The 21,460-nt window shown below is 58.7% G+C and carries 21 protein-coding genes and 1 pseudogene; all 22 read left to right on the forward strand.

The features are described 5' to 3' along the window. Positions 1–194 precede the first annotated feature (194 nt). The 22 genes and pseudogenes from HYZ49_04980 to HYZ49_05085 all read left to right on the forward strand — a co-directional run bounded on the left by HYZ49_04980 (position 195) and on the right by HYZ49_05085 (position 21,438). Positions 195–731 (forward strand): hypothetical protein, encoded by a 537-nt coding sequence (locus HYZ49_04980; GenBank protein ID MBI3241629.1) that lies wholly within the window; start codon positions 195–197, stop codon positions 729–731. Between the two features lie 174 nt (positions 732–905). Then, positions 906–3,398, forward strand: coding sequence for a hypothetical protein (locus tag HYZ49_04985; protein MBI3241630.1), 2,493 nt, complete (start codon positions 906–908; stop codon positions 3,396–3,398). Between the two features lie 147 nt (positions 3,399–3,545). Next, positions 3,546–4,478 carry an NAD(P)-dependent oxidoreductase gene (locus HYZ49_04990; GenBank protein ID MBI3241631.1) on the forward strand — a complete coding sequence of 311 codons (933 nt, stop codon included), beginning with the start codon at positions 3,546–3,548 and terminating at the stop codon, positions 4,476–4,478. A 153-nt stretch (positions 4,479–4,631) separates the two neighbouring features. Beyond that, complete coding sequence (locus tag HYZ49_04995; protein ID MBI3241632.1) at positions 4,632–5,738, forward strand: hypothetical protein; 1,107 nt, start codon at positions 4,632–4,634, stop codon at positions 5,736–5,738. A gap of 171 nt (positions 5,739–5,909) precedes the next feature. Then, complete coding sequence (locus HYZ49_05000) at positions 5,910–6,443, forward strand: hypothetical protein (GenBank protein ID MBI3241633.1); 534 nt, start codon at positions 5,910–5,912, stop codon at positions 6,441–6,443. Between the two features lie 146 nt (positions 6,444–6,589). Next, entirely contained in the window at positions 6,590–6,904 is a 315-nt protein-coding gene (locus HYZ49_05005) for a nucleotidyltransferase family protein (protein ID MBI3241634.1), read from the forward strand. 111 nt (positions 6,905–7,015) lie between these two features. Beyond that, complete coding sequence (locus tag HYZ49_05010) at positions 7,016–7,378, forward strand: hypothetical protein (GenBank protein ID MBI3241635.1); 363 nt, start codon at positions 7,016–7,018, stop codon at positions 7,376–7,378. A 354-nt stretch (positions 7,379–7,732) separates the two neighbouring features. Then, a pseudogene (locus HYZ49_05015) lies at positions 7,733–8,557 on the forward strand (ABC transporter ATP-binding protein). Next, entirely contained in the window at positions 8,558–9,145 is a 588-nt protein-coding gene (locus HYZ49_05020) for a GNAT family N-acetyltransferase (GenBank protein ID MBI3241636.1), read from the forward strand. After that, complete coding sequence (locus tag HYZ49_05025; GenBank protein ID MBI3241637.1) at positions 9,138–9,707, forward strand: GNAT family N-acetyltransferase; 570 nt, start codon at positions 9,138–9,140, stop codon at positions 9,705–9,707. The genes HYZ49_05020 and HYZ49_05025 overlap by 8 nt, the downstream gene beginning before the upstream one ends. A gap of 82 nt (positions 9,708–9,789) precedes the next feature. Further along, on the forward strand, positions 9,790–9,984 hold the full coding sequence (locus tag HYZ49_05030) for a hypothetical protein (protein ID MBI3241638.1): 195 nt from the start codon (positions 9,790–9,792) through the stop codon (positions 9,982–9,984). Next, complete coding sequence (locus tag HYZ49_05035; protein MBI3241639.1) at positions 9,968–10,792, forward strand: ABC transporter permease; 825 nt, start codon at positions 9,968–9,970, stop codon at positions 10,790–10,792. Before HYZ49_05030 ends, HYZ49_05035 begins: the two co-directional genes overlap by 17 nt. Before the next feature lie 33 nt (positions 10,793–10,825). Then, entirely contained in the window at positions 10,826–11,494 is a 669-nt protein-coding gene (locus HYZ49_05040; protein ID MBI3241640.1) for a hypothetical protein, read from the forward strand. After that, positions 11,494–12,432, forward strand: coding sequence for a GNAT family N-acetyltransferase (locus tag HYZ49_05045; GenBank protein ID MBI3241641.1), 939 nt, complete (start codon positions 11,494–11,496; stop codon positions 12,430–12,432). The genes HYZ49_05040 and HYZ49_05045 overlap by 1 nt, the downstream gene beginning before the upstream one ends. Before the next feature lie 71 nt (positions 12,433–12,503). Beyond that, a complete protein-coding gene (locus HYZ49_05050) occupies positions 12,504–13,520 on the forward strand; it encodes a GNAT family N-acetyltransferase (GenBank protein MBI3241642.1) in 1,017 nt (338 codons plus the stop codon). A gap of 9 nt (positions 13,521–13,529) precedes the next feature. Further along, positions 13,530–14,885: an MFS transporter gene (locus HYZ49_05055; GenBank protein MBI3241643.1), complete on the forward strand. Its 1,356-nt coding sequence runs from the start codon at positions 13,530–13,532 to the stop codon at positions 14,883–14,885. Positions 14,886–15,011: 126 nt separating this feature from the next. Further along, positions 15,012–15,971, forward strand: a complete 960-nt coding sequence (locus tag HYZ49_05060) for a GNAT family N-acetyltransferase (protein MBI3241644.1) — start codon at positions 15,012–15,014, stop codon at positions 15,969–15,971. A gap of 51 nt (positions 15,972–16,022) precedes the next feature. Continuing rightward, the gene (locus tag HYZ49_05065) at positions 16,023–17,288 is read left to right on the forward strand and encodes an MFS transporter (protein MBI3241645.1); all 1,266 of its coding nucleotides are present in this window, start codon (positions 16,023–16,025) and stop codon (positions 17,286–17,288) included. Position 17,289: 1 nt separating this feature from the next. Then, complete coding sequence (locus tag HYZ49_05070; GenBank protein MBI3241646.1) at positions 17,290–17,697, forward strand: DUF1992 domain-containing protein; 408 nt, start codon at positions 17,290–17,292, stop codon at positions 17,695–17,697. Between the two features lie 171 nt (positions 17,698–17,868). Further along, positions 17,869–18,798, forward strand: a complete 930-nt coding sequence (locus HYZ49_05075) for a proline dehydrogenase family protein (GenBank protein ID MBI3241647.1) — start codon at positions 17,869–17,871, stop codon at positions 18,796–18,798. Positions 18,799–18,984: 186 nt separating this feature from the next. Then, entirely contained in the window at positions 18,985–19,437 is a 453-nt protein-coding gene (locus HYZ49_05080; GenBank protein MBI3241648.1) for a MarR family transcriptional regulator, read from the forward strand. A 21-nt stretch (positions 19,438–19,458) separates the two neighbouring features. Beyond that, positions 19,459–21,438, forward strand: a complete 1,980-nt coding sequence (locus tag HYZ49_05085) for an ABC transporter ATP-binding protein (GenBank protein ID MBI3241649.1) — start codon at positions 19,459–19,461, stop codon at positions 21,436–21,438. Positions 21,439–21,460 lie beyond the last annotated feature (22 nt).

Below are 21,460 nucleotides of genomic sequence, written 5' to 3' on the forward strand. Positions count from 1 at the left end.
CAAGATGATTGTACCGTTGATAATACAATTCTTTCAAAATCTCTGGCGTGAACTCAACTTGGATGGTCATAGGTAAAATCATACCAGATGATGCGCGAGCCTCTCGCTAAAACCGCAGTTTGTGCCCGTGCTCGGTATATTTCATCCAAGAAGCCAGTGTTGTTGTCGTTCACTTACACTCTCTAGGAGGGAATATGTTTGTGACAAGATACTTCAAACGGTTTGCTCTGCTGGGGCTGGTGGCTCTGATAACACTCACCGCCTGCCTGGGCAGTGAAGTTCTACCACAGGGCGGCAACCCCATCCCGACCCCGCGCGAGGGTGAGACGGTGGATGCCGCTCCCGACAGCCAGGCGGCGGCCACCCCGGAAGAAACGTTCACCCGTTACATCCACGACAGCATTGCCGCCACTGTCGCCGCGCAACAGTCCAAGCTCACCATCCGAGGCCGCTATCAGGAGCCATCGCAAACGATTGATGACCTGAGCGGGCTGGTGAGCGAGATCGCCGTGCTGGAAGATCGCACCGAGATCAGTTCGCCCAAAGACACGGCGGCCAATGCCAGAGTTGATCTGGACGTGCGGGTGAAGTATGCCGACGGCGACCAGCAGACCTTCACCTGCAAGTACGATGTGAGCTTGCAGAGAGGCGAAAACACCAAAGGCGACTTCGTCTGGTACGTCATCAACCCGGAAGCCTTCCCGCTCTTTGTGAGTTGCACGCGATCCTGACGCAGACTATCTGAGTAGAGCGAATTGCCAATTCGCCCTACAATAAATTGCATACCCAAACGGGGGTCACGCATGTTGTGCGTGACCCCCGTTTGTGTTACTCTTTAAGCCGTTCCGAGCGTTTTCAGTTGTTGACACCTGTCAGGTGCGCAACTTATACAAGGAGACCCTTCCATGACCTTCGACCGCAAACGCAATGATCGCTCCGTGCCTAACACCAACTTTACAGGAAGACCCGGCGGCCCACCCAAGAAGCCGACTCCACCGCCGCAAAAACCTTCTGCGCCCAAACCGGCGGCCCCCAAGCCGCCCGCGCCAAGACCGGCAATGCCCAAACCAACACCGCCCCCGATCAAGCCGGCCGCTTCCGCGCCGGCGCCCCGGCCTGCCGCTCCCAAACCTTCAACGCCGATTTCTAAACCACCGGTTTCCGCGCCGCGCCCCTCGGCTCCGCCGAGTAAACCGCCGGCTTCGACGCCCAGGCCGGGCCAGATGAGGCCGGATGGGATGCCGCCTGCAGGGCAACGAATCCTGCCGCCTCAACCCGGCGGCTTGCGCGGCGCCGTGAGCCGCCCGCCTGCACCCCGGCCCTTGCAACCGCCGCCCGCCAAACCGGCCGGCGCGGCGATCCGAACTATGCCGACTTCGCCCGCCGCGCCGCGCCCCGGCGCGATGCCTCAACGTCCCGGCGCGATGAACATGGGCGGCCTGGCGGCCTTGCCGACGCTGGGCGCGGGCATGGTTGCGCCTGAAATTGCCAGCGAAGTCAGCGTCCTTCAATCCAGCGTGTCGCAGATTCAGTCGCGGGCGTCGCTTTCGAGTTTGCAAACCGAACTCACCCAGTTGGATCAGCGCTTCAATGAGTTGACGGCGGCGCTGGAGACGTTGCGCAGGCAGGGCTATGTTTACGGCGGCGACATGGACTCGAAGCTTTATGATTTGATGAGCCAGTGGCAGTCGGTGAAGCCGCAGGCGCAAACATCCATCCAGCAACAGTCGTTGGCCCTGTCGCAAAGCGCGGCGGGCTTGCACGGGCCGCTCTCGCAGTTGGCGGCTCGCTCTGGCAACGCCATGCAGGCCCGGTCGGTTTTGCCGTCGGTGTCGGCTTCGGTGGATGCCGTGATGCAAAACATTTATAACGCCGAGTCCAACATTCGCGGCCTGTACGGCAACATTGAGTCTGAGGCTTCTTCGCTCAACAGCCGCCTGAGCCGCGCCGCCGAGATGATGAAGCTGGTGGCCGGAGCCAAGCTCAAGCTGGCCGAGGGCGAGTCGGCGGTGCTGGTGGTGAAAGCCAAGCTGGACAAAGAAGGCAAGGACGAAGACATGCAGGGCTTCCTGTATCTCACCGACAAGCGCCTGCTGTACGAACGCAAGGAAGAAATCGTGAAGAAGAAGGTGCTGTTCATTGCCACCGATAAGGAACTGGTGCATGAACTGGTGATGGAAACGCCGCTCGCCAACATCGCCGGAGTCAAGGCCAGCAAAAAAGGTTTGTTGGGCAATGAGGATCATCTTGATGTCGAGTTTGGCGGGCAGCCGGTTCACTTCCACCTCGACGGCCAGGACAGCAAAGAGTGGCAGGCGATGATTGAGCGGGCCAAGTCGGGCGGGCTGGAGAGCGAGCGGGCGACGGCAGGCGCGGGCATCTCGATGGCCGACCTGAGCGGGCCGGTCACCCAGGCCGACATTCTGCAACTGCAAGCCGAGGTCAACGACCTGCAGTCACGGGCGATGCTGGCCTTTGCCAAGGATGCGCTTGAGGATATGGAGAATAAAGTCAGCGGCCTGCCGCGCCAGTTGAGCGACACGCGCGCTCGTGGTTACGTTTTCGAGAAGGCGCTTGAGTCGCAAGTGCAAACGCTGGCCGGGCAGTGGGACAAGGTGAAGCAAACGGTGAACGACGATGTGCGCCAGCAGTCGTCGGCGCTGATGGCCGGTATGGCGGCCATTCAACAGCAAATGGCACAGGTGATGGCCGCGTCGGCCAATCCGGCGGCGGCCCGCCCAGTTTACATGCAGGTCAAGTCACTGGCCGCCGGGGCCAGCGCCCAGGCCGAGGCCGCCGAGCAGTCCATCTTCGGCCAGTACGATGATTTTCAGGCGGAGGTGGATACCCTGAGCGCTCATTTCGACTGGGTGGATTGGATGTTGCAAGCGTTGTCTACGGCCTCATTCCAGTTGATGGCAACCGAGGGCGGGGTAGCCGCCTCGCAAGCCAACTGGCTCCGCCCGAACAGCGACCCGATGGGCGGCATCTTGTTCCTGAGCGATCAGCGCCTCATCTTTGAGGAACGCGAGGGCGAGTTCAGCGTGCCGCTGGAAGCGCCGGCCAGTCTGGTCGCCTCGGCCACGCCGTTGAACGCCCAGGGCGCGAACAAGGACGAAGAGCATCTCGACTTGTCGTTCGCTTCTGGCGCGCCGATGAATAGCGCGAAGTTCCAACTGCTCGGCCCGCAGGCCGAAGCGTGGCAGGCCATGATTGGCCGGGCCAAAGCGGGCGACTACACCAAAGACCGGGCGGTGGAGATTGACCAGGCCGATGTTGACCGGGTGAAGAACGCGCCGACCGAGTGCCCGTCGTGCGGAAGTAAATTCACCGCGCCGGTTCTGCGCGGCCAGACGGAGATCCGTTGTGAGTCTTGTGGGACAGTGACGAGACTGTGAAAGACTGTCTTAAAACTGCTCTCCAACCGCGTCCTCGCGGTTGCCCGAAGGGGCCCGCGAGGACGCGGGCTTGGAGCGACTTTTAAGACACTCTCTGAGAGACTACAGACGGGGCTTTTGAGCGTCAATGACTTGGAGGTTATCTTTATGAAGGTTGGTTTTATTGGACTCGGGAATATGGGCGGCGCCGCGGCCCGCAATATTCAACGCGCTGGTTTTGAGTTGACGGTGCACGATCTCAGAAAGAGCGCCGCAGAAAAGCTGATTGAACATGGGGCAACCTGGGCCGACACCCCGGCTGACACCCTCAAGCAAGTTGAGGTCGTCGTAACAATGGTCTTCGGCCCAAAACAAATCGAGCAGGTTGTGCGCGGCGAGCACGGCCTCCTTTCGGGCGACTGCCGCCGCAAAATCTGGATTGATTTGACCACCAGCAGTCCGATGTTGATGCGTGAACTTGCGGCGGAGTTTGAACACGCCGGAGGATTGCCGGTGGACGCGCCGGTCACCGGCTCGGTGGACGCGGCCATTCGCGGGGACATGATCATGTTTGTGGGCGGGACGGAGGCGGCTGTGGCCAACGTCCGCCCGATATTGGAAGCTATGGGCGAAATCCGTCGCGTTGGCCAATACGGCAACGGCTACGTTGCCAAGCTGGTGAACAACCAGCTTTGGAAAATACATGCCGCCGCAATCGGCGAAGCGATGGTCACGGCCAAAAAGGCGGGCCTTGAGCCGGACGTGTGGTGGGCGGCGATGAAAGGCGGCGCGGCCGACAGTTTTGTCATGCAACACGATGTCCCGTCAATTTTCGCCGGCCACTATGATCCCTCGTTTCGGCTGGCCCTGTGTTTGAAAGACCTGAGCTTAATTGATGAACTGGTGCAGAAGATGGGCACACGCTCGGAACTGACGCAGGCCACCTACGCTCGTTTCCGTGAAGCGGCAGAGCGATATGGTGAAGATGCGGGCGAAATGACGGTTTGCAAGCTCATTGAAGATGATGCTGGCGTCGAGCTTAGAGTCGAAGGCGATTGGGTTCCCCCGTGGGAAGTGAAACACCCGGAGGATGCCCGTTAGGCCGGGTGGTGAAAATTGACCGGGCCTATAAGGCCGCTGGCTGAGACCGGCGGCCTTTTTGTTTGGGTGGGGTGGCAAGAGGATTGCGCGATGATGGATGTGGACTATACTTCGATGGCATAACTTTGTGTCAGCTTAGCATTAGGAGCAACAGTGGCTTACTACCTTGACCTTTTCTCACCCGAAACTTACGAAGCCTTCACCCGCTCGGATAGAAGCATTTCAGGTTTTCGAACTCGGCAAGTAAACGCCGCCAGCCGAATACAAATTGGGGATAAGTTAGTCTGCTACATGACCAAACTCTCTCGCTGGATTGGCATTCTCGAAGTCGCCAGCGAATACTTCACAGATAGCATGCCGCTTTTCTATCCTGCCGATGACCCATTCATAATTCGTTTCCAAGTAAAGCCACTGGCATGGTTGCCGAAAGAGAAAGCCATTCCTATACGCGATGATCGGGTATGGAGTAGGCTTTCATTTACACAAGGCTATGACATCAATTCGTCATACTGGACTGGCAAGTTGCGAGCCAGCCTAAATCAACTCGATGAAAGAGATGGACAATTTCTTGAGCAATTCATCCTCGCACAGGCCACTGGCACAGAAGCTTTCGAGATTGATGAGCAAGAGTATGAAAAGCTTGTAACGCACAAAGTGAGGCGGACGGACAAAGTAGTCTCAGTATCGGTCCCACAGGACAACAGCACCGAAGCCGACGACAACACTCACTCCGCTCATACTGAAGTGCGCGAGTCGATCAAGATGCAGGCTTTGCTTGCCCGTATCGGCGCACAGATGGGAATGAAAATCTGGATACCGAGGAATGACAAGGCGGCAGTCCTGACTGAATGGAACACCGACCATCCGCCCGTGTTGGAGACCTTGCCGCTCAACTACGACGAGACAACTCTGAAGACCATTGAGCAGATTGATATTCTTTGGCTCAGGGGGCGCTCGATAGTTCGCGCGTTTGAGGTTGAACATACCACTTCGATTTACTCTGGCATTCTCCGGATGGCTGACCTGCTTGCACTACAGCCCAACATGGATATAAAGTTGCACATCGTCGCGCCGGACGCTCGACGCGAGAAAGTATTCCAAGAGTTACGGCGACCAGTTTTTTCCTTGTTGGAAAGAGGGCCGTTGTCGGATAGTTGCACATATCTGGCTTACGATAGCGTGGTTGAGATAGCAAAAGAAAAGCACTTGTCGCACCTATCAGATAGCGTGCTAGATGAGTATGCAGAGCCAGCGGAGTAAAAGCACAAACGCACCCAACCGGGTAGTCGGGCACATTGTTGCGCCCGCCGCTACTTCAGAATCGTGCTTGAGTATCACCTGTACCGTGCCTAAGGCTGGCTATTGGGCCGGCTATCGGTATTCGTAACGTCGCGCATATGGTCAACAAGTGACTGATGCAAAGGAACAGCCATGTCAGAACAAGATGATATTCGGACCGCTTATCAAAGTGCAATCGACATGGCATCACATGAAGGCGATGGTGTCTGGGCGCGTTTCAACGTTATTCTGGTCGCGAATAGTATCCTGTTGCTCGCACTTACAACTGCAACTCGACAACTCCCTGAGAATTGGGACGCGATATTGTCGCTTGCCGGCATAGTGCTTTGCATCATGTGGCTTCTCCTAATGAAGCGGGGATTCACATATGAAACCTACTATGTCATCACAGCGCGTGTGCTCGAACAAAAGCTTGCCAATGGTTCGGTTCGCACACTGTCGAATGGAAAGCTACTTGCAGAAGGCAAACTGGTAATCGTAGACAATGAAAAGCTCCAGATGAGTCTGCTGGCGAAGCTAAATGCCCGGTTTATTGTGAATGTGGTGATCGGTGTCTTTATTGCAGCCTACATTCTTCTTTGGTTCAAGGAAATATACGCTGTAATCATTGGCGTTCTGATTTATATCATCGTCCTGCTCGGAGACCGGATGGGTCGTTCTTGTTAGGCTGGTCAGATCAAAGTAAGTAGACGCCGCCCAACCGGGTAGCCGGAGCGCATTGTTACCCCGCCGCCGCTTCAAAACCGCGTTTGAGCAACATCTGCCCCTCTCCACAGCCGTATAATTGCGATGAGCGTTGAGAAAGAGTTGAGATGACCCAGAAAAAACGTCAGCCTCACATTGCCATCCCCCGCGAGCAATTGACTGAATTCTGTCGCCGGAATCAGATTCGCTGGCTGGCGTTGTTTGGCTCAGTCCTGCGCGACGACTTCGGCCCGGACAGCGACGTGGATGTGCTGGTGGAGTTTGACCCAGAAGCGCGGGTCACCATGTTCACTTTGAGCCGCCTCCAACGTGAGTTGGAAGACATCTTTGCCCGTCCAGTGGATTTTGTGCTGAAAGACGGCCTCAAGCGGCGCATCCGCGACTCCGTTCTTGCCAGCGCGCAGGTGATTTATGCGAACTGAGCCTTGTATCTGGATGACATTCTTGACGCCGCCGAGTTCCCGGACACCGACAGCCAAACGCAGGCGGGCTGACATTCCACAGCGTCATAAACAATCTGGGAACTGATACTCATGGATCTCACCAACCCGGTGATAAAACTCTGCGCCGAAGGCACGCAAGCTGAATTTGAAGGCCGGCGCGACGAGGCCTGCGCGCTTTACAGGCAAGCCTGGGAGGCATCCAAAGACGACTACGACGCCTGCGTGGCCGCGCATTACGTGGCGCGATGTCAGGAGAAGCCTGAGGACGTGCTGCGCTGGAACCAGGAAGCGTTAAGCCGGGCGGATGCGGTTGGCGACGACCGGGTGCAAAGCTTCTATCCGTCGCTCTACTTGAATATGGGACAGGCCCACGAACTTCTCGGCAATCAGGCCGAAGCGCGACGTTATTACGACCTGGCCGCACAACTGGGCGTCCTCCATCAAGTTGATTAATGTTTCGCCATTTTCTTGACACCCTTCCAAACCCTGTGGTAAACTCTGCCCATCCTACCAAAGAAAGGAACGGCGCAATGACAGTGAACAACACCATCACCATCCGGCTTCGCATCCCCAGCGGTATCACTGGGTCTGCCTTGTCGTATTGCGCCTGTTGCCTGGAGTAGGAAGCACCAACTAACACCTGACTCAAATGGCCGTGGGCGTAGAAACGACGCTCACGGTCTTTTTTTGCCTGTTTTCTGGGAAAGGGCCGTGAGCATTTTGCTCGCGGCCTTTTTGTTTCGATCAGACCCTAAGGGTCTTGGAGACCCTTAGGGTCTGGGCGGAACTTATTCTTATGGAGGAAACATGAACGAAAACACTGTAGCCATTCAAGTTGAAAACGCATTGAAAACATTCGGCGGCAAGAGTGGCCGCTGGTTTGCGCCAAACGGCGGAATCCCGGTCGGGGCCAAGGTGGCGGTTGACCATGTCTCGCTGACGATTCAGCGCGGCGAAATCTTTGGCGTGCTGGGGCCGAACGGCAGCGGCAAGTCCACCCTCATCCGCCTCATCGCCACCCTGCTGATTCCCGACGGAGGCCGTATCACCGTCTTCGGCCACGATGTAGCCGAAGACTCGCGCCTGGTGTAGACCATGATCAACCGCGTTTCGGTGGAAGCCAGTTTCTTCAAGAAGCTGTCGCCGATGGAAAACCTGATCTACGGGGCGCGACTCTACGGGGTGGCCGCCTCTGAAACCAAAAAACGGGCGGTGGAGATCCTCACCCGGTTGGGGCTGGAGCAAAAGTCTATCTTTCAGCCGATGGAAGAGATGAGCCGGGGCATGCAACAGAAAGTGGCGATTGCCCGATCTCTGCTGAGCAACCCCAGCCTGCTTCTGCTCGACGAGCCGACAACCGGCCTCGACCCGCGCTCGAAGCGCGAAGTGCAAACCTTTGTCCGCGAATTGCGAGCGACGCAGAACACAACGATCTTGCTCACCACGCACGACATGGTCGAGGCCGAGGCCCTGTGCGACCGCATCGCCATCATTGACGGCGGCAAGATTGTAGCCCTGGACACGCCCGACAACTTGAAGACGCTCATTTCGGCCAACGGCCACCCGCCGACTCTTGAGGAAGTGTTCCTGGAGTTGACGGGCAAGCAGTTGGTGACGGAGGAGGAGAAGTAAATGGACGGCCTTTCACGACAACTTTTCGAAGGCGAGAAAGTTCGCCTGACCGCCTTTCAACCCGATAAAGATTCCGAGATCGAGTCGCGCTGGACGCGCGACCCGGAGTTTTGGCACTTCGCCGGCCCCAAGCCGGCCCGCCCGCTCTCGGCGGCGCAGGTGAAGAAGAACCGCGAGAAGTTGGCGGGCGAGGCCAAAGAGCGCCCCAACCGTTTCGACTTTGCCGTTCGACTGCGGAGCGACAACTGCTTGATCGGCTTCGCGCAATTGGACAGCGTCGAATGGAATCACGGCCACGCCTGGATGCGCGTTGCCATTGGCGACCCGGCTGACCGGGGGCAGGGCTGTGGCTCGCAGGCCCTGCGGCTGTTGTTGCGCTACGCCTTCCACGAACTCAACCTGTTCCGGCTGACGACGAATGTGTACGAATACGATTCGCGCGGCCTGCGCTTTTTGGAGCGGCATGGGTTTGCGGTGGAAGTGCGCCGACGACAAGCGATTCATCGCCTGGGCCGGCGCTGGGATGACTTGAGGCTGGGGCTGTTGAAAGAGGCATGGGAAAAGAAGGGAAAAGAGAGAAATGAGTGATCAACAACATTCATCGCTTTTGCGGGGCGAGTTGGTGCGCTTAACCGCCAGCAACCCGGATGCAGACACCGAGCTAATCGCCGGCTGGTTTCAGGACAGCGAGTTTGCGCGTTTGCTGGACTCCGCCGTTGCCCGGCCTCTTACCATCCAGTCAATCCGCGAAGAACTTGATGAGGAGCCGAAGCCTTTTGGCTTCCCGTTCGTCATTCGAACACTGGCCGAAGACAAGCTCATTGGCTTTGTGGGCCTGTGGGCCGAGAACTGGACGCACGGCGACGCCTGGCTGGGCATTGGCATCGGCGAGCGCGACTACTGGGGCAAGGGCTACGGCGCTGATGCTTTGCGTATCGCTCTGCATTACGCCTTCACCGAACTCAACCTGCACCGCGTATCGCTGTCGGTGTTTGCTTACAACACCCGCGCCATTCGCGCCTATGAGAAAGTGGGCTTTGTGGTGGAGGGCCGGATGCGGCAACTGCTTTACCGCGACGGCGAACGCTGGGATGAGGTGGTGATGGGCGCTCTGAAAGAGGAATGGGAAAACGCGATGCCGCATTTGTAGAGGCGAAGCAGTCGGGTAAACCTCTGGAGAACAGCGAGACTGCCCTCCGACTGCTTCGCCCTTGCTAAAGAGGAGACTCACCATGCAGATCAAGATTCATGCGCTGGCCGAAATGTCCGAAGCCGAGCGCCAACTACTGCAAAATAACCTCGCCTCAGTGGCGAGCAACCCGGACAATATGACGGAAGAGGACTGGTACATCACGCTCGAAAACAACGCGGTGATGATCAGCATCCTGATCCGGAAAGGCTTCACCCGAGATGTCTACAGCAATTAGTGAACTCAAGGCGTCCTACGCCTTCATCGAACGCAACTACAACATCGTCAAACGATACTGGGCCTGGGAACTGGTGTGGCTGGTCTACACCGTTGCCAACAGTCTGGCCGTTAGTTACATCGGCCTGGGGTTTGAACGACTTGGCGGCGGCGGGATAGACGGCAAGTATTTCGTGCTGTATCTCGCCGTCGGCACCATCGTCTGGCGCTACCTGTCGGTGATCTTCTACTGGGTGACTGACCTCGTCGGCCTGGAGCGGTGGGAGGGCACCATCGAATACACCCTCATGGCCCCTATCTCCCGCTTCTTTCACATGCTGGGCCAGACGGCGTTCTCCATCGTCTACAGCTTGGTACACACCGGCGTGGTGCTGTTGGCAACCATGTTGCTCTTTGACATCAGTTTGAGCAACGCCAACCTGTGGGGCTTCTTTTTGCTCCTCATCGCCGGCAGTCTCTCGTTCATCGGCATCAGCATCGTCGGCTCGGTTCTGCCACTACTCTTCCCGGAGCGCGGCTCGCAAATGACGCACTTGATCATCGCCGTGCTTCTGCTGGTCTCCGGCGTGTACTATCCGGTTGAAGTTTTACCGGGTTGGCTGCAAGTCTTCTCACGCTTCTCGCCTGCGACTTATGTGATTGATGGCGCTCGGGCGACACTGTTGGACGGCGCCCCGACCCTCAGCCTGTGGCCGTACATCTGGCCCTTGCTGATCATGGGGGCAATCGCCATTCCGATGGGTCTCCGAATCTTTCACTGGGCTGAACGATATGCGAAACGGACAGGGAAGTTGCATCGGAACGGATAAGTGGTGTCGAGGATTAGAGAATTGGAGAATTGAATGTGTCGGTCGTCTATTCCGAAGTCGGCGCGTGAGCGAGTGGTGGAGCTTGACGCAAGCGGGGCCAAACTGCGAGCGGAGTATGTTTTGCGCGGGAAGGTGGTCGGCATCCGCTTGTTTCACAAGACGGGCGAACCGTCACGTGAAACCCCGCTGAAAGACGGCGTCTGCCACGGCACAGTTTATCGCTGGGACAGGCCGGGCGTTCTGTTTTCATCTGAGCCTTTCGTGAATGGCCTGGCTCATGGCCTTGCCCGGCAATGGTCGGATGACGGAAAGCTGATCGGCTCCTACGAAATGAAGCGCGGCACGGGCATCGGTCTGTGGTGGGGTGACTGCGACGGAGAGTTGAGCCTGTTCGAAGTTCGTTATATGAAAGCCGGGTTTCGTCACGGCTTTGAGTGGTGGCTCGGCTGTGATGGCGGGCTATTGGAAGAGTTTCATTTCCAGAGTGGCGAACCTCATGGAATTGAGCGGCGGTGGAATGCGCAAGGCCGCCCGCGTCGCGGCTACCCGCGATATTACGTGCGAGGCGAACGAGTGAACAAGCGCCAGTACGAACTAGCCTGTGCCAGCGATCCGAGTTTGCCAAAGTTTCGGGAAGTGGACAATGCGCCACAGCGAAAGTTTCCGCCTGAGATAACGAAGTTCTTCAAGAGGAAGAAGTGATGAGAATTGAGCCGCGACCTTATCAGGACTCGTCAGACCTGGACAGGATGCTGTCCATCCTGATCGAAGGCCGCAAGGCGGACAACGGCACTTACTACGTTCACACCGGCGACTTGAGTTGGTGGCTGTTCTATCATGATCCCGAAGAGCCGCTCTGGGAACAGATCGCCTTGTGGGAGGATGATGACGGCCAAACGCTCGGCTGGGCCTTGTTCACGCCGAATGATGGTTTCTTCGACCTCTTCGTCCACCCATCGTTGACCGGCACGCAACGGGCCAGGCAGATGCACGCTTGGGCCGAAGAACAGATCGCAGAGAAGGTGAAGGCACGAGGCGGCAAAACGATTCGCGTCATGTGGGTTTTCGAGACCGACGCCGCCCGCCGCCAACTGCTGGAAGAGCGCGGCTTCAGCCTTGCCGGGCCGGACTCGCACCTGGGCCAGATGATCTACTTCACGCGCTCGCTGGCTGAACCCGTCGCCAGGCCAACGTTGCCCGACGGTTTTGTAGTTCGCTCGACGGCGGGTGAGCGCGAAGTGGAAGCGCGCGCGGCGGCGCAGTATGGCGCGTTTCAATCCAAGTGGCAGTGGGATCGGTACGTGGCCCGCTTTCGCCGATTCATGCAGTCGCCCGTCTACGACCCGGAACGGGACGTGGCGGCGGTTGCCCCGGAGGGCCGGTTTGCCGCTTTTTGCATCTTCTGGCTGGACCCGGTGAACAAGGTCAGCCTCTTCGAGCCGGTCGGCACACACCCTGACTTTCAGAAGAGGGGATTGGGCAAGGCCGTCCTGCTGGAAGGGTTGCGAAGAATGAAGGCCAATGTCATGGAGACGGCCATTGTCTGCGCCGAAGCCGACAACCAAGCGGCGGTCAGATTGTACGAATCGGTTGGCTTTCGAGTCGCCAACAAATTGTGTATGTACGTGAAGGATGTATAGTGCGTATTGCGTATCACGTATTGCGTAACTGATTTGTGTACGGAATACGAAATACGAAATATGGATGAACCATGATTACAACTGAACTGATTTCAATTCCAAACGCTCCCGCCATCCCCAGCCTGGCCTTTCGCGGCTTCCGGGGCGAGAGCGACTTTCCGGGCATGGTGGCGGCTCTCAACGCGAGTGAGGCAACCGACGGCGTGGAGCGCGTTATCACCGTCGAAGACATTGCCAACAACTACGCTCATCTCGTCAACTGCGACCTGGCCCGCGATGTTGTGCTGGCCGAAGTGAATGGCGACGTTGTCGGCTACGCTCGCGTGGACTGGTACAAAGACGAAGCCGGTAACACGCTCTACAATCACCTGGCTTTCCTGCGCCATGAATGGCGGCACAAGGGCGTGGGCGCAGCGCTACTCAAATGGGCGCAGACTCGCCTCCGTGAAGTCTCGGCCTCCCTGTCTCACACCGGCCCGCGCTTCTTTCAGGCCTCTGCCTCCGAGACCTCACGCGGCGCTGAGGCGCTGTTGATCAAAGACGGCTACCAGGCAGTCCGGCACGGTTTTCTCATGGTCAGGCCGACTCTGGACGACATCCCCGACTTCCCGCTCCCGGCCGGACTCGAAGTGCGCCCGGTTCTGCCGGAACACTATCGGGCGATCTGGGATGCCAACGAAGAAGCCTTTCGCGATCACTGGGGCTTTGCGCCGTCAACCGAGGACGATTATCAACGCTGGCTGAACGACAAAGTGATCTTCATGCCCGAACTGTGGAAGATCGCCTGGGACGTTGAAACGAATCAGGTAGCCGGGCAGGTGAAAGGCTTCATCAACAACGAAGAGAACGCGGCCTTCAACCGCCGGCGGGGCTTGTGCGAGTTCATCAGCGTGCGCCGCCCGTGGCGCAAGCGCGGCCTGGCGCGGGCGTTGATTGCCCTGACGCTTCACGAGTTCAAGGAGCGCGGCCTGACCGAGTCGGCGCTGGGCGTGGACACCCAAAACCTGAGCGGCGCTCTGCGGGTCTATGAAGCCTGCGGCTTTCGACCTGTCCAGAGAAGCTCGACATATCGCAAGCCTTTGACGTAAACTTGGCCCATGACACCCTCTCGCCCTTCCGGTTTCACCGCCTTCCTCATTGTCTGGCTCGGCCAGGTGATCTCGCTCTTCGGCTCCGGCATGACGCGCTTCGCGCTCACCATCTGGGCCTGGCAGTTGACGGGCGAGGCCACCGCCCTGGCGCTGGTTGCCTTCTTCGCCTACGCGCCCGAAGTCCTGCTCAGCCCCATCGCCGGGGCGCTAGTGGACAGGTGGAACCGGAAGCTGGTGATGATGCTGAGCGACCTGGCCGCCGGGCTGGCGACGGTGACGATTCTGTTGTTGTTCGTCGGCGGCCTTCTGCAGGTGTGGCATCTGTGGGTCGCCGCCGCCTTTGTGGGCGCGTTCACGTCGTTTCAGTGGCCGGCCTACTCGGCGGCCATCTCGACCATGCTTCCCAAAGAGCAATACGCTCGCGCCAGCGGCATGATGTCACTGGCTGAAACCGCGCCGCTGATTCTCGCGCCGCTCGCGGCGGGCGGCCTCATCGGGTTCCTGGGAACGAGCGGCGGCTTCAACGGCCTCACCCTGATTCTGTTGATTGACGTGATCACGTTTGTCACCGCCATCGTCGCCCTGCTGGTTGTCCATGTTCCGCAACCGGCGGAGTCCGAGTCTGGAAAAGAGGGGCGGGGCAGTCTGTGGCAGGAGTCGATCTACGGCTTTCGCTACATCCTGGCCCGGCCCAGCCTGCTCGGCCTGCAAACCGTTTTTCTGATGGGCAACTTTTTGGGCGGGCTGGGCTTCACCCTGTTTGCGCCCATGATCCTGGCGCGCACGCAGAACAACTCGACTCTGCTGGGCGTGATCAACTCGGTGGCCGGCGTCAGCGGCGCGATTGGCAGCGCCGTCATCAGCGCCTGGGGCGGCCCCAAACGCAAAGTGCACGGCGTGCTTTGGGGCTGGGCCGTGATTGGCCTCTGCCAGTTCTTTCTTGGCTTCAACCTGTCTTTCTGGTTTTGGGTCGTCGTCATTTCGTTCGCCGAGTTTGTGAACCCGATGCTCAACGCCTCGAACCAGGCCATCTGGCAGGCCAAGGTTGCGCCCGACGTTCAGGGCCGGGTGTTCTCAACGCGACGACTCATTGGTCAGTTGGCCGGGCCGCTGGCGACGCTCATGACCGGGCCGCTGGCCGACAAAGTTTTCGAGCCGGCTATGCAGGCGGGCGGGGGGCTGGCCGCCTCGTTTGGGTGGCTGGTGGGAACCGGCCCGGGCGCGGGCATGGGCCTGATCTTTGTGCTGAGTGGCGCTTTGCTGGTGGTTGCCAGCCTTCTGCCTTACGCCATCCCGGTCGTGCGCGAGGCCGAAGACCGACTGCCGGATCACGACGCTTTGAAAGCGCAAGTGGCTGATTGACTCAGCAAGAATTTCCAGATGATGGCCTTGCGCGAGCGCGGCATGACTGAAGCTGTGCGAAAGTGTGGGCTTTCGAGCTATCAACAAAGATGCGATCTATTGTAAAGCGTTAGCAGAGAGGTTGCTATGATCACCAAAATCTGTAACTACCAACCCGGCGATGAACCGGCGATACTCGAATTGTTCAGGGCCGCCGATGAGATGGACAAAGTCGAGCGGGGCATGTCGGCAATTGACTTGCAGGAATGGATGACAGCGCCCCACATCAATCCGTCAACCGACTTTTTCATTGCCAGGGCTGACGGCCATCCGGTCGGTTTTATCGGCGTGGATTCTTTGCCCGGCCAGTGCGAGGCGCATTACGCATTTTGTAATGGCGTCGTCCATCCCGACAATCGCCGACAAGGTGTTGGCGCGCCACAGATGCAAACGGCTGAAACTCGCGCCCTTGAAATCATGCGCGACTTCCCGCCTGGCTTGCCGAAGAAGCTCAATGTGTTTTGCCGCGATACTCAGACGACGGTTAAAGCGTTGTTTGAGGCGCGGGGCATGACTCCAGCTCGCTACTTTCTCACCATGCAATGCGATTTGAGGACTGAACTGCCGATCGCGCCTGTGCCTGACGGCCTGGTCATTCGCCAGTTCCGGCCCGGAGATGGAGAGGCGGCTTACGCCGCCTTTGAGGAAGCCTTCCAGGATCATTGGGGCTACGAGCCGCTCCCTCTGGAAGTGTTCCGGCACGATTTTCTCGACGCTCCGCACTTCCGGCCCGAGTTGTGGTTGCTGGCCTGGGATGGCGATCAGGCCGCCGGGTTCAACTTCAACTTCGTTAATCCGGGCTACATCGAGCGGGTGGGTCGCAAAGAGGGCCACGTGGCTGAAGTGGGCGTGCGCCGACCCTGGCGCAAGCGCGGCCTGGCCACGGCGCTCCTGACCCAGACCCTGCGCCTCTTGCGCGAAGCTGGAATGGATTATGCCCTGCTTGGCGTGGACGCTGAAAATCCATATCAGGCCGGACGACTCTACGAAAACGTCGGCTTCCGCGAAACCCGGCGGAATGTGGTGTATCGCAAAACGCTGGAGTAAAACGACAAACGTCAAACATCTCGTTTGTCGTTTGACGGGTCTTTGAAATTTATGCTCACCTCAAAACGCCGTCTTCTGACTCGCCCCCTCCTGGTCTTCATGGGAACCATGATCCTGGCCAACGTCGCCGGGCACATGTACCAGTTTCTACTGCCGTTGTACGTCCAGTCGCTGGGCGCAAACATCAGCCAGGTCGGGCTGTTCTTCACTGTCGGCGCGATTGCGCCGCTGGCCTTTCAAATTCTCGGCGGCTGGCTGTCCGATTCAATTGGGCGATTGCAAGCCATTGCCATCGGCAGTCTGGCCGGGGCGGCCGGGTACGTCGTCTTCCTCGTCGCCCCATCCTGGCACTGGCTGTTGATCTCGACGGTGGCCGGGGCGATGGCTCACGCCTTTGTTGCGCCGAGTTACCAGGCCTTCATCGCCGAGCAATCCACCGAAGAGACTCGCGGCCAGGTGTATGGCCTGGCCGAGGGCCTGTTCATGGTTGTCGGCGTGGTGGGGCCGCCCCTCGGCGGCTACGTGTCGGAACACTATGGCTACAAAGTATTGTTCGCCGCCGCCGGCCTGCTCTACACAATCGCCACCATCATCCGCCTGTTCATGGCTCGCACTGCTCATCGCACCGAAAAAGAAACAGCCAGCCATCGTGAAAGGCCGTCGCTGGCTGGTTTGAAAAATAGCCTGCTGGCCCTCACCGCCCTGATCACCGCTGGCGGCATCGTCACCTGGATCATGATCTCTGACGGCGTGCGCGACGTGTCTTACCGGCTGGCCTTTGAGCTTCAGCCGTTGTACATGCAAAACATCGCCGGACTGTCTAACTCACAAATCGGCTGGCTGGCCTCGATCTCTTCCGTCATGACAATGTTGCTGATGACTCCCGCCGGTTGGCTCTCGGACAAGAAAGGGGAGCGGGTCGGAATCGTCGGCGGCTTCCTGCTCATCGTCGCCGGCATGGCCGTCTTCCTCAACAGCAACCTCTTCGCCGGGTTCGCCGTTGCCTGGGTCATGTTCGGCATCGCCGAAGCCCTCATCGGCCCGGCTTACAACTCGCTCATCTCCAAAGCCGTGCCGGAAAAATTGCGCGGCACGGCCTTCGGCGTATTCTCCACCAGCCTCGGCCTGATCTCACTGCCCGCGCCCTTCGTCGGCGCGCTGTTGTGGGAACGCTTCGGGCCGCAAGTGCCATTCTACGTGCCCATCGTCGCCACCCTGATCCTGTTGCCTGTGATGTGGATCAAATTCAAATTGCCAAAGGCCGAAACGGACGATAAGATCATTCAGGAAGAGGTTCTTGTTTCTGAAGGAGGCTGATATGGGCGACTGGCTGGATGAGATCATCGAGAAGGCGAAGGCTGAAGGCCACTTCGACAACCTGCCCGGCCACGGCAAGCCGCTGAAGTTAGATGACGGCGCGCACGAAGACCCGGCCATGCGCCTGGCGAATCGCATTCTGAAAGACAACGGCTTTCTGTGGCCGTGGATCGAAGAACGACAGGAAATTGAGGGGGCGATTGAAGCGGCTCTGGCCGAGTTAACTGCCGCCCATCACACGGCGGCTGAAACGGGGCAACCGTCACTGCCGGGGGAAGCCGTCGCTTCCTTTCGCCAGAAAGTTGTAACCCTCAATCGCCGCATCGCCGCTCACAATCTCAAAGTTCCCTCACCGGGTTTCCAACGCCTGCCGCTGGATGCTGAAAAAGAAATCGCTAGCGTCGTTTAGGTGACTGTCACTGGCTTCGAGTGTTCGAAATCTCGCGAGCTTGTAGCCAGTGACAGTCACCTTTGTCACTACCTTCGGCCTGTCTTTGCTCCAGACTTTGCCGGGCAAAAGCCACATACGGGGCTTCCTCTGCTAAAATCAGAGCGACACTCATCCCTCTGGAGTTTAGCGATGCTCCGCAACCTGCTTCTCTACCTCTCTCATTCCAAAACTGCCCGCACTCTCATCACTCAATTTCCCGTCGCTCGCGCCGTGTCGTCCCGCTTCGTGGCCGGCGAAACGATCCCCGACGCTGTCCGCGCCATCCGTGAACTCAAAGCGCGTGGCATGATGGCGACCGCCGATCATCTCGGCGAGAACGTCACCACCGAAGCCGAGGCCGCCCATGCCGCCGACGATTGCATTCGACTGTTGAACGAAGTCTCGACGGATGGGATTCATTCGCACGTCTCGATCAAGCTCACCCAGTTCGGCCTCGACTTGGGCGATGAGGTGGCCTTTGCCAACCTGCGCCGGGTGCTGGACAGGGCCAGAGCCGCCAACACCTTTGTCCGCGTGGACATGGAAGGCACCGAATACACCGACCGCACGCTGGCGCTGGTGCGGGCGGCGAAGGATGCCGGCTACAACAACGCCGGCACGGTCATTCAATCTTACTTGTATCGCAGTGAGAAGGATGTTGCCGCGCTCGTCGAAGACGGCATTCGCGTGCGGTTGTGCAAGGGCGCGTACAAAGAGCCGCCCGACAAAGCCTTCCCCGACAAAAAAGATGTGGACGCCAACTACGTCAAACTGGCCGGGATGTTACTGGCGGCGACCAAGCAGAATCCGGCCCTGTACCCGGCCATTGCCACCCACGACGAAAAAATGGTGGCGGCGGCCAAATCGTTTGCAGCCGCCAATCAGGTTCCCCGCACTTCCTTTGAGTTCCAAATGCTCTACGGCATCCGCCGCGAACTACAAGAGGCGCTTGTCAAAGAGGGCTACAACGTCCGCATTTACGTGCCTTATGGCACCGAGTGGTATCCCTACTTCATGCGCCGCCTGGCCGAACGCCCGGCCAACCTCTGGTTTTTCGTCTCCAACTTCTTCCGGCGCTGATTGCCCTCCCCAAACTCTTGATGGGCGGCAGTTGCACTGCCGCCCCGCGCCGCAGTGCAACTGCGGCGCGAACAAAAAAGCGCAGTTTATAATTGCCCTGCCCAAACGGGCAGGCGGCTTCCCCTTGCCAGGATGATTTCGGGTGTGATATATATAAGCCCGCTTAACTAATCACGCGGGTTAACTATGTCCACTGCCAAACAATTCAACACCGCCCTTCGCGAATGGGCCGAAATTTTTATGACCCGTTCTATGCGCGAGTGGGTGCGGTTCATCAAGTCTTCCGGGCTGTCCATGCCCCAGTTCAGCACGCTCATGCGCCTTCACTACCGGGGCGGATGTGGCATCTCCGACATCAGCGCCCACCTGGACGTGACCGCCCCTGCCGCCAGCCAGATGGTGGATCGGCTGGTGCAGATGGGCCTGCTGGAGCGGGGCGAAGACCCTAACGACCGCCGGGCCAAGCAAGTGACCCTCAGCGCCAAAGGCCGCGACCTTGTCGAAAAAGGGATCGAAGCCCGCAACCGCTGGTCGGAAGAACTGGCGACGAAGCTCACCGCCGAGCAACGCGGCGTTGTGATTGATGCGCTAGCTCACCTCACCGAAGCCGCCGGCAAGTTAGAGTTTAAGCAAGAGTAAACGACAAAAGGAGTAACGACTGTGCAAAGTCCAAACCGGCGTGACCGCCGACAACAACGCGGCCCCAACAATAAAGGCCTGCAACGCGCCATTCAATATCTGGGCCGGTACCGGCGGCAAGCCATCCTGCCCTATATTTTTCTGATCGTCGCCACCATCTCGCAATTGGCCGTGCCGCGCCTGGTGCGCAATATTATTGATGCCGTGACCGAAGGGGTGATCGCCAAAGCGGTGCTGGATCGCCTGCCGGACATTCCGTCATTTGTTATGACTCAGGCCGTGCCTCAGATCGTCGAAGCCTTGAAACTCAACCTGCCCTCGACGGCGACTCAGGATGACCTGACGGCCTATCTCACTGCACAGCAGAACAATGCTCCCAACGCGCTGATCACTGCCGGCATTGCTATCGTCATCTTCGCCGCCCTGCGCGGCCTCTTCGCCTTCCTGCAAGCCTTCTGGGCTGAGAAGAACTCGCAGAGCGTGGCGTTCGATCTTCGCAACGACCTGTTCGCCAAAATTCAGCGGCTCTCGTTCTCGTACCACGACCGCAACCAGACCGGCCAACTCATGGTGCGCGCCACCGACGACGTGGAAAAAGTGCGCCTCTTTATTGGACAGGGATTGTTGCAATTGGTCGGCGCGGCTATTTTGCTCACGGCAACGCTCATCATCTTGTTCACCACCAACGTTCAACTTGCGCTGGCGGCTCTGCCCATCCTGCCGGTGGCGCTGGCGCTGTTCATGTTCTTTGGGGCCGTGAGCCAGCCCATGTTTGCCAAAGTGCAGGAAAAACTCTCGGCCCTCAACACCCTCTTGCAGGAAAACCTGGCCGGGATCAAAGTCATCAAAGCCTTCACCCGCGAGACGAGCGAACAGGCCAAATTCAAAACGGCGGCGGGGAACCTGATGAACCAGCAGATCACCCTCTCGCGGCTGTTCACCTTCCTCTTCCCGCTCATCTTCCTCGTCGCCAACCTCGGCCAGGCCTCCACGCTTTATTTCGGCGGGCGGCAAATCGTCGGCGGCACGCTAACGATTGGCGAGTGGCAGGAATTCTCGCTCTACCTCATCTACCTCTTCCTGCCCATCGCCCAGTTCGGCATCATCATCACCCAGCTCGGCCAGGCCGCCGCATCTGCCGGGCGTATCTTTGAAATTCTCGACGCCAAGAACGACGTAATTGACAAGCCCACAGCCAAAGCATTGCCGCCTGTTCGGGGCTACGTGAAATTTGAGGACGTGACCTTCCGCTACTTCGGCAGTGGCGACCCGGTTTTGCGGGACGTGACCTTTGAGGCGATGCCCGGCCAGACGGTGGCCCTCCTCGGGGCAACCGGCTCTGGCAAGACCACCATCATCAACCTCCTGCCCCGATTCTACGATCCCACCCAGGGCCGGATCACCATTGACGACCAGGAGTTGCGCGACGTGACCCTCGACTCGCTCCGTTCGCAGATCGGCATTGTTCTGCAGGAGACGACGCTGTTCAGCGGCACTATCCGCGACAACATTGCCTTCGGCAAACCCGAGGCCACCGACGACGAAGTAATCGCGGCGGCCAAAGCGGCCGCGGCCCACGACTTCATCATGTCCTTTCCACAAGGCTACGACACGCCGGTGGGCGAACGCGGGTCCACCCTCAGCGGCGGCCAAAAGCAACGAGTCGCTATCGCTCGCGCTCTGCTACTTGATCCGCACATCCTGATCCTCGACGACTCGACCAGCAGTGTAGACGTGGCGACCGAGGCCCAGATCCAGAAGGCGCTCGACAAACTGATGAAGGGGCGAACGTCGTTTGTCATTGCCCAGCGCATCAGCACCGTCATCAACGCCGACCAGATTCTGGTGCTGGACAAGGGCGAGATCGTGGCTCGCGGCCAGCACCAGGATTTGATGGAAGACAGCCCCATCTACGCCGAGATTTACAACTCGCAGTTAGTGGGCGATGCAGAAATGCAGGAGACAGAATCCAGGAGCCGGGAGCCAGAATTGGCGGCCTGACTTCTGATTTCTGACTTCCGAC

It is taken from the genome of Chloroflexota bacterium (assembly GCA_016197225.1).
In the GTDB taxonomy this organism is placed as follows: Bacteria; Chloroflexota; Anaerolineae; order Anaerolineales; family VGOW01; genus VGOW01.